The sequence below is a fragment of the Nocardia transvalensis NBRC 15921 genome (genome assembly GCF_000308875.1).
Taxonomy (GTDB): Bacteria; Actinomycetota; Actinomycetes; order Mycobacteriales; family Mycobacteriaceae; genus Nocardia; species Nocardia transvalensis.
The window spans coordinates 20871-28592 of sequence record NZ_BAGL01000054.1 but is presented as its reverse complement, the minus strand read 5'-3'; the positions used below and the strand labels follow the sequence as shown (position 1 = coordinate 28592).

Sequence of the window (7722 nt, the reverse complement as noted above, 5' to 3'; positions counted from 1 at the left end):
ACGGAGGGCATGCTCGGCGGCCAGGCCCGCGTGCCGAATGTCGCCGGAACGTGGAAGAGCCTGACCGACAACGTGAATTCGATGGCCGGCAACCTCACCAGCCAGGTGCGGTCCATCGCCCAGGTCACCACCGCGGTCGCGCGCGGCGACCTGTCGCAGAAGATCGACGTCGACGCGCACGGCGAGATCCTCGAGCTCAAGACAACGATCAACACGATGGTCGACACGCTGTCGTCGTTCGCCGCCGAGGTCACCCGTGTGGCGCGCGAGGTCGGCAAGGAGGGCAAACTCGGCGGCCAGGCCGAGGTCGAGGGCGTCTCCGGCACCTGGAAGCGGCTGACCGAGAACGTGAACGAACTCGCCGGCAACCTGACCCGGCAGGTGCGCGCCATCGCCGAGGTGGCCAGCGCGGTCGCCACCGGCGATCTCACCCGCTCGATCGCGGTCGAGGCCAACGGCGAGGTGGCCGCGCTGAAGAACAACATCAACGCGATGGTGCAGTCGCTGCGCGAGACCACCCGCACCAACGAGGAGCAGGCCTGGCTCAACACCAACCTCGCCCGGATCTCCGGCCGGCTGCAGGGCCACCGCGACCTGAGCGCGGTGGCGCAGCTGATCATGAGCCAGATGACGCCCCTGGTCGAGGCGCAGTACGGCGCGTTCTTCTTCATGGAGGGCGACAGCGAGCGCGGCCGGCTGCGGCTGATCGCGGGCTACGGCCGCAAGGAGGACGATACGATCTTCGATCTCGGCGAATCGCTGGTCGGCCAGGTGGCGCAGACCAAGAAGACGATCCTCGTCGAGCAGACGCCGCCCGATTACGTGTGGATCTCCTCCGGCCTGGGCGCCGGGAAACCCGCGAGCCTGATCGTGCTACCGATCGTCTTCGAAGATCAGGTGCTCGGCGTGATCGAGCTGGCCTCCTTCGGCCGGTTCACCGCCGTGCAGCGGGACTTCCTCGAACAACTCATGGAGAGTATCGGCGTCAACGTCAACACCATCATGGCGAATGTGCGCACCGACTCGCTGCTGAAGGAGTCGCAGCGGCTGGCCGGGCAGCTGCAGCAATCCAATGCCGAACTCGAAGAGAAGGCCGAACTGCTGGTCCGGCAGAACCGCGATATCGAGATGAAGAATTTCGAGATCGAGCAGGCCCGCCAGGAGATCGAGGAACGCGCGCAGCAATTGGCGCTGGCGTCGAAATACAAGTCGGAATTCCTCGCGAATATGTCGCACGAACTGCGCACGCCGCTGACCAGCCTGCTCATTCTCGCCGGGGTGCTGTCGCAGAACGCGTCGAAGAACCTCACCGCCAAACAGGTCGAATTCGCCCGGGTGATCCAGTCCGCCGGCAAGGATCTCCAGCAATTGATCGACGACATCCTCGATCTGACCAAGGTCGAGGCGGGCAAGATGGACGTGCGCGCCGAGCGGATTCCGCTGCGGCAGTTGATCGAGTACGTGCAGACCACCTTCCAGCCGCTGACGATCCAGAAGGGTCTCGCCTTCGAGGTCGAGGTCGAGGCCGATGTGCCGACGCATATCGACACCGACGAGCAGCGGCTGCGGCAGGTGCTGCGCAACCTGCTGTCCAACGCGGTGAAGTTCACCGAGCAGGGGCAGATCGAGTTGCGGGTCTGCCGGGACGGCGATCAGGTCGCGTTCTCGGTGCGCGACACCGGCATCGGCATCGCCGAGCAGAATCTGGAGACCATCTTCGCGGCGTTCCAGCAGGCCGATGGCACCACCAGCCGCCGTTACGGCGGCACCGGCCTCGGCTTGTCGATCAGCAGGCAGGTGGCGAATCTGCTCGGTGGCGAGATCCGCGCGGAGAGCCGGCTCGGCGTCGGCAGTACGTTCACGCTGTTCATTCCGGTCCGCATGCCGCAGGAGGCGCCCGCCGAGGCCAGGATGCGGCCGAAGACGACGGCGCGGACGGTGCTCATCGTGGAGAATCCGGTCGAGCGGCCGCTGACCCGCCTGGTCGACGGCCTGGTGGGGGAGGTGTCCGACACCGAGGGGACCGTGCGGATCGAATCCGTCGGCGTCGCGGAGGAGGCGTTCGAGCTGGTGTCGGGATGCCAGTACGTCCTGGTGGACGCGAGCCTGCCGGGTGCGTTCTCGCCGTCGTTCCTGGACGGGCTGCGGAGCCGCATCGCGCCGCGCAGCATTCCGATGCTGGCCCATCCGATCCGCCCGCTGGATTCGGAGCAACAGCAGTCGGCGGAGACGGCCGCCCGCAACCACGGGTACGAACTGCTCGGCTCGGCCGACGAGTTCCGGGAACGGTTCATCCTGCTGCTCACCCAGCCGCATCCCACCGGGATCGAGACCCCGGGCCGGCGGCCCGGCTATCCGCGGCTGCAGGGACGGCGGGTGCTGCTCGTCGACGACGACGCCCGGAACGTGCTGGCCATCGCCGGTGTCCTGGAGCTGAACGGTATGCGGGTCGAGCACGCGCCCAACGGCCGCAAGGGGATCGAGGCGTTGCGGGATCACCCGGACGTCGACGTCATCCTGATGGACGTGATGATGCCGGAGATGGACGGCTACGCCACCACGACGACCATCCGCCAGATGCCGCGCTTCGACCGGCTGCCGATCATCATGGTGACCGCCAAGGCCATGGCCGGTGACCGGGAGAAGAGCCTGGCGTCCGGGGCCAGCGACTACATCACCAAACCCGTCGATCCGGACGAACTGCTCGGCTGTATCGATCGGTGGCTCGCCGACGCGGCCCGGCCGGATGCGGGTCCGCGCTGATACGGCGTGCGGCGCACCGGTTCCCGGAGGACGTCAGCGGTTCCCGGCGGCCGCGTGCACGGCGGTGAGGCGGGCGGCGCGGATGGCGTCCCACAGGGGTCGCAGCAGCGTCTCCTGCGCGTGCATGGCGCTGGCCGAGGCGGGGGAGGAGGCGGGGGCCTGCTGCGCCACGGTCAGAATCGCGGCGACGTGGTCGGCGGTGTCGAGGATGCGGCGGGCCCGCAGTGGCGCCGAATCGGGGTAGACGTGCCGGGAGTAGTCGGCGAGTTCGGCCTCCACCATCTCGCGCGGATCCATGTCGTCGGTGCCGACGCCGGTGGTCTGCAGCTGCATGAGCGCGTCGGCCGCGTCGCGCACGGCCTGGCGCATCGCGTACTCGGCCTCGCCGAGGGCCATATCGGGCGTCGGATTCGGGACCGGGGTGTGGTAGACGGTCCACTGCAGGGTGTCGTCGCCGGACCACTGCGGCACCAGGCCGACGCCCTCCTCGCCGGGGACGCCGACGACGATGCCCTCCTCCGCTTCCAGTGCCGCCGAGGCGAATTCGGATCCGGTGGGCAGCCCCCGCACATCGCCGGGCACCGGTAGCACGAGGCGTACCAGCGCGCGCGGCGCCTCCAGGGCCTCCCGGATCACCTTGAGCAGCATCATGATTCCCGTGCCGACGCCGATCGGTTCCGCCGTCGGCCACGGCAGGCCGGTGCGTCCGCCGGTGACCGGATCCCCGGCCGCCACACCGTGCCGCGGCGCCCAGGCGCGCAACGCGTCGAGCACATCGTCGGGTGCGCTGTGGCCGGCCAGCCAGGACCCGGCCCATACCGTCAGCGTCGCACTGGGAGAACACATGTTTCGAGCATAACTGGGTAATTGCACGCCTACCCGCCGGTGTCGGAACCTCGGTGGCCGACGCCTTCGCCCGATCGGATGCCCGCGGCCGCACCCGCCGGGCGACCGGGGAATCCCGACTCCGGGACGGAAACCATCGGCCGCGGCGCGGGACGCGCGGGTGTCGGTGGGTGCCGTTAGTCTGCGGGCAGACGGCCCGACGAGGGGGTGGATGTGAACCGGACGGATCGGTTGTACGCGCTGGTGGAGGATCTGCGGGCGATCGCGCCGCGGCGGCGGTCGGCGCGCGAGCTGGCGGCCCGGTACGAGGTGAGCGTGCGGACCATCGAGCGCGATATCTCGGCGTTGCAGCAGTCGGGCGTGCCCATCTACGCCGATGTGGGCCGGACGGGCGGCTATGCGCTGGACAAGCGGATGTCGTTGCCGCCGTTGAACTTCTCCCCGACCGAGGTGGTGGCCATCGGGGTCGCGCTGCAGCAGCTGCGCGGCACGCCGTTCGACGCGGCGGGCAGCGGCGCGCTGGCCAAGATCCTGGCGGCGCTGTCGGACGAGTCGGCGCATGCGGCACGGGATCTGGCGGGCCGGGTGCGGTTGATGGAGCTGGACGACGAGCGGCGGTCCGCGCCCTTCGCCGGGCTGGTGCAGCAGGCCGTGCAGAGCCGTCGCGTGCTCGAGATGTCTTATCTGGACCGGTTCGGCGCGGCGACCGAGCGCGCCGTCGAACCGGCCCAGCTCATGTGCGGCTGGGACGGGTGGTACCTGATCGGATGGTGCCGGCTGCGCGAGGAGAGCCGGGTCTTCCGGCTGGACCGCATCCGGTCGGCGCGGCTGGGCGACATCGTCACCGCGGCCCGACCGTCGCGCGACTGCGAGGGCATCTCGCCGGACCGCATCGTCCGAATTCTGAGTCTCGACAAAACACCGACATAGGGTTGTCGCGCGGGTCCCCGAAGCTGGGATCCGCGCCGCCGGACGGGCTGCGCGGAATCCGAGAGGGAGATATCGCATGGCACCCGAATTCGACACCGTGGCCTGGTTCCAGGTGGGCAGCGCCGACGCCGCGGCGGCCCAGCGCTTCTACGGCGAGCTGTTCGGCTGGGGCTTCCGCTCCGATGCCGGCAGCGGCGAGGGGTACGACCTGGTCACCTACGCGGGCCAGGAGATCCCCGCCGGCGGGATTGCGCATATCGACGACTCCGACACGCCGCACGCGATGTTCTGCGTCGTCGTCCGGGACGTCGCGGCGACGTCCGACCGGGCGGTGGCGCTCGGCGGCAAGGTGCTCACCCCGCTCACCACCACACCGGACGGCCTGACGTTCGCGCACCTGCTCGACGGCGAGAACAACCGCTTCATGGTCTTCACGCCGCCCTCGGCGTGATCGGACGGCGGCGGCGCCGACGGTGGCGCCGCCGCACTACTCCGGCTCGGTGACGAAGTCGATGAGCCGTTCCACCGCGCCGATCAGGGGCGCCTCCAGATCGCGGAAGCTGCCGACGGCCTCGTAGACCCGCCGCCAGCCCTCCTGTGGGGTGCCCCAGCCCAGCCGGTCGCAGATGCCGGTCTTCCAGTCCTCGCCGCGCGGCACGTCGGGCCAGGCCCGGATGCCGAGCGCGGCCGGGCGCACGGCCTGCCACACATCGATATAGGGATGGCCGGTCACCAGGACGTGCGGCCCGAGCCCGGCCGTCAGGTGCGTCTCCTTGGACCCGGTGACCAGATGGTCGACCAGGACGCCGACCCGGCGGCCCGGGCCCGGTTCGAAGCCGGTCAGTCGCTCCGCCAGGTTGTCCAGACCCTCGAGATGTTCGACGACGACGCCCTCCACGCGCAGGTCGTGCCCCCACACCCGCTCGACGAGCGCGGCGTCGTGCACACCCTCCACCCAGATGCGGCTGGTCCGCGCCACCCGCGCGCGCAGCCCCTCGACCCGCGTCGACCCCGAGGCCGAACGGGTCGGCCGGGCCGGCGCGGCGGCCCGCGGCCGGATCAGCGTGACCGGCTGTCCATCGATGAGAAAGGCCGCCTCCCGCAACGCGAACAGCCGGACCTTCCCGTGGCGGTCCTCCAGTTTCACGAACTCGCCGTCGTAGCTGCGGTCGAAACCGACGACGGCGCCGCAGAATCCGGTCGCGGCGTCCTCGACCACCAGCTCGCGGTCGGCCTCCACCTGTGGCGCCGGGCGCTTCGTCTTCCTGGCGTGTCCACCGAAGATGTCCCCGTAGTCGCGCGTACTCACGCGCTCGAAAATACCTTGCGCACCACCCCGACTGGTCACAAGTCCTGGTGGTATGCGGCGGCCGGTCCGGCGACTCGGGAGATCACAAGTCGCGTGTGTAGCCCTCATCCTGTGCCCTCGCCCACTAGAGTGAGAGCGTGGCCGCAATCGTGTGGCTGGTCGCGGGGATCCTGCTCGCGGCCGCCGAAATGCTCACCGGTGATTTCACGCTGCTCATGCTGGGTGGCGCCGCGCTCGTGACGGCGGGCGTGTCCGGGGTGGCGGGTACCTCGATCCTGGTCGACGCCATCGTGTTCGGGGTGAGCTCCGTGGCGCTGATGTTGCTGGTGCGCCCGATGCTGTTGCGGCGGTTCGCAACTCCACCACCCACTCCGACGAACGTGGACGCGCTTCCGGGCAAGACCGCCCGGGTGCTCCAGACGGTCAACGAGCACACCGGCCAGGTCAAGATCGGGGGCGAGGTGTGGAGCGCCCGCCCGCTCGATCACGGCGAGGAGTACGCCGAGGGTGAGACCGTCTACGTCATGAAGATCGACGGCGCGCACGCCGTCGTGTGGAAGGGGCCTTAATGGCTGTACTGATCGTCGCCATCGTCCTCGTCATCCTGGTCGTGGTGGTGGTGTTCAAATCGATCGCGCTGGTGCCGCAGGCCGAGGCCGCCGTCATCGAGCGCCTGGGCCGCTATTCGCGCACGGTGTCGGGCCAGCTGACGTTCCTGGTGCCGTTCGCCGACCGCGTCCGGGCCAAGGTCGACCTGCGCGAGCGCGTGGTGTCCTTCCCGCCGCAGCCGGTGATCACGCAGGACAACCTGACCGTCCAGATCGACTCGGTGGTGTACTTCCAGGTCACCAGCCCGCAGGCGGCGGTCTACGAGATCAGCAACTACATCGCCGCGGTCGAGCAGCTGACCATCACCACGCTGCGCAACGTGGTCGGCGGCATGACCCTGGAGGAGACGCTGACCTCCCGCGACCAGATCAACTCGCAGCTGCGCGGCGTGCTCGACGAGGCCACCGGCCGCTGGGGCCTGCGCGTCGCGCGAGTCGAGCTGAAGGCCATCGATCCGCCTCCGTCGATCCAGGAGTCGATGGAGAAGCAGATGAAGGCCGACCGCGAGAAGCGGGCCATGATCCTCACCGCGGAAGGTAACCGCGAGGCGCAGATCAAGTCCGCCGAGGGCGCCAAGCAGGCCCAGATCCTGTCCGCGGAAGGTTCCAAGCAGTCGGCGATCCTCGGCGCGGAAGGTGACCGGCAGAGCCGGATCCTGCGGGCCCAGGGTGAACGCGCCGCCGCCTACCTGCAGGCACAGGGCCAGGCCAAGGCCATCGAAAAGGTCTTCGCCGCAATCAAGTCCGGGAAGCCCACCCCGGAACTGCTTGCCTACCAGTACATGCAGACGCTGCCGCTGGTCGCCAAGGGCGACGCCAACAAGGTGTGGATGGTGCCCAGCGATTTCGGCAAGGCCCTCGAGGGCTTCGCGCGCAACTTCGGCACCCAGGGCGAGGACGGCGTCTTCCGCTACGAGCCGGCGCCCGACGGCGACGGTGGCCCGCGGCCGGAGGACGACGCCGACGAGGTCGCCGACTGGTTCGACGTCAAGACCGACCCGGCCGCCGAGCGGGCCGTGCGCGCCGCCGAGGCCGCGGCCGCCACGCCGGTGGAATCGCCGATCCCGCCGGTGCCGGGGCGGAATCAGCCGCAGCCGGGGATCGGCGGCGGGGGCTTCCAGCCGGACCGTGCACAGCCGCCGCAGCAGTCCTTCCCGCCCGCCGGTGAGAACCGGCCGTGGCAGCCGCCGGAGTTCCCGCAGGGCCGTTAACGTCTCGGCGGTTCGTGCGATGTTCCGGGTGGCTGGTTCTCCGATCTAGAACCAG

General features: G+C 69.7%; 7 protein-coding genes. 5 read left to right on the top strand and 2 right to left on the bottom strand.

The window, feature by feature from the left end:
- Positions 1 to 2763: ATP-binding protein (locus ON41_RS16760; protein WP_040748595.1), on the top strand; the 2763-nt coding region annotated here is incomplete at its 5' end.
- 33 nt (positions 2764 to 2796) lie between these two features.
- On the opposite strand, the gene ON41_RS16755 is transcribed toward ON41_RS16760, so the two are convergent.
- Entirely contained in the window at positions 2797 to 3609 is an 813-nt protein-coding gene (locus tag ON41_RS16755; RefSeq protein WP_040748584.1) for an Rv1486c family protein, read from the bottom strand.
- Between the two features lie 213 nt (positions 3610 to 3822).
- On the opposite strand from ON41_RS16755, the gene ON41_RS16750 reads away from it, so the two are divergent.
- Together ON41_RS16750 and ON41_RS16745 are read left to right on the top strand one after the other, a co-directional pair.
- Positions 3823 to 4539, top strand: a complete 717-nt coding sequence (locus ON41_RS16750; protein WP_051161684.1) for a helix-turn-helix transcriptional regulator — start codon at positions 3823 to 3825, stop codon at positions 4537 to 4539.
- A gap of 76 nt (positions 4540 to 4615) precedes the next feature.
- The gene (locus tag ON41_RS16745) at positions 4616 to 4990 is read left to right on the top strand and encodes a VOC family protein (protein WP_040748583.1); all 375 of its coding nucleotides are present in this window, start codon (positions 4616 to 4618) and stop codon (positions 4988 to 4990) included.
- A 36-nt stretch (positions 4991 to 5026) separates the two neighbouring features.
- Here ON41_RS16745 and ON41_RS16740 read toward each other — a convergent pair whose 3' ends face one another.
- On the bottom strand, positions 5027 to 5848 hold the full coding sequence (locus tag ON41_RS16740) for a DUF3097 domain-containing protein (protein ID WP_040748582.1): 822 nt from the start codon (positions 5846 to 5848) through the stop codon (positions 5027 to 5029).
- 137 nt (positions 5849 to 5985) lie between these two features.
- On the opposite strand from ON41_RS16740, the gene ON41_RS16735 reads away from it, so the two are divergent.
- Together ON41_RS16735 and ON41_RS16730 are read left to right on the top strand one after the other, a co-directional pair.
- Entirely contained in the window at positions 5986 to 6417 is a 432-nt protein-coding gene (locus tag ON41_RS16735; RefSeq protein WP_040748581.1) for an NfeD family protein, read from the top strand.
- Positions 6417 to 7667, top strand: coding sequence for an SPFH domain-containing protein (locus ON41_RS16730; protein WP_040748580.1), 1251 nt, complete (start codon positions 6417 to 6419; stop codon positions 7665 to 7667). The genes ON41_RS16735 and ON41_RS16730 overlap by 1 nt, the downstream gene beginning before the upstream one ends.
- The last annotated feature ends 55 nt before the right edge of the window (positions 7668 to 7722 follow it).

What these genes read in the sequence shown, in the direction of transcription:
- ON41_RS16755 (WP_040748584.1), bottom strand. Translation starts at nt 3,609, where the DNA reads ATGTGTTCTCCCAGTGCGACGCTGACGGTATGGGCCGGGTCCTGGCTG.
- ON41_RS16745 (WP_040748583.1), top strand. Translation starts at nt 4,616, where the DNA reads ATGGCACCCGAATTCGACACCGTGGCCTGGTTCCAGGTGGGCAGCGCC.
- ON41_RS16730 (WP_040748580.1), top strand. Translation starts at nt 6,417, where the DNA reads ATGGCTGTACTGATCGTCGCCATCGTCCTCGTCATCCTGGTCGTGGTG.